1 protein-coding gene is annotated in these 919 nt (G+C 68.8%); it reads right to left on the reverse strand.

The features are described 5' to 3' along the window. Nucleotides 1-919: condensation domain-containing protein (locus ACL03I_RS39415; RefSeq protein ID WP_412808661.1), on the reverse strand; the 919-nt coding region annotated here is incomplete at both ends.

Here is a 919-nt window from a genome sequence, read left to right on the forward strand (position 1 = left end):
CAGGTGGTGGTGGCGCCGTGGTGGGAGGCCACTGCGGGGCGGGGGCGATCCACCGGCAACGACAACTCCTCGACGAGGCCGTCCAGAGCCTCGGTCCAAAATCGGAGTTGCCGGGCGCTCAGCGATTCCGGATCGTCGGGTGATCCGAGAGCAGCCTGCTGCCACAGCGCGTAGTCCGCGTACTGGACGGGCAGGGGCGTCCACGACGGTGCTTCGCCGCGGATCCGCGCGGCGTACGCGGTCGTCACGTCGCGAGCCAGTGGCGTCATGGAGAAGCCGTCCGCCGCGATGTGGTGCACCACGACGGCCAGTACGTATTCCGGCTCGGCGCCGCCGGTGGCCCGGAACAATCGGGCGCGCACCGGCACCTGGGCGCTCACATCGAAGCCTTCGCTCACGAATTCGGTTACCGCGGCGACCATCCGGCTCGGCGGAACGAATACCAGAGCCAGCTCGCGATCGACTTCGTCGACGGGTTCGATCAGCTGGATCAGCTTTCCGTCGTGATCCGGGTACCGCGTGCGCAGCGACTCGTGTCTGCGTAGCACGTCGACCAGAGCCGATCGCAAGGCGTCGACGTTCAGTTCGCCGCGCAGCCGCAGGACGATCGGCAAGTTGTACGCCCCCGAGCTGGTGTCGTACTGGTTGAGGAACCACATTCGTTGTTGGGCAGGCGCCAGCGGCACGAGCTCGGGGCGTGGCCCGGCGATCAGCGGCGGGCGCTGCCGCCCCTGGCCGACATGCCGTTCGACGCGGGCCGCGAGCTCCCCCACCGTGGGCGCCTCGAACAGCAGCTGGACCGGGATCTCGGTATCCAGCGCGGACCCGACTCGCGCCGCGATCCGCATCGCGCCCAAGCTGTCGCCGCCGAGGGTGAAGAAGGAGTCGTCGAGTCCGATGGTGTTGGTGTGGAGCCCAA

Source organism: Nocardia sichangensis, from assembly GCF_047200615.1.
Taxonomy (GTDB): Bacteria; Actinomycetota; Actinomycetes; order Mycobacteriales; family Mycobacteriaceae; genus Nocardia; species Nocardia sichangensis.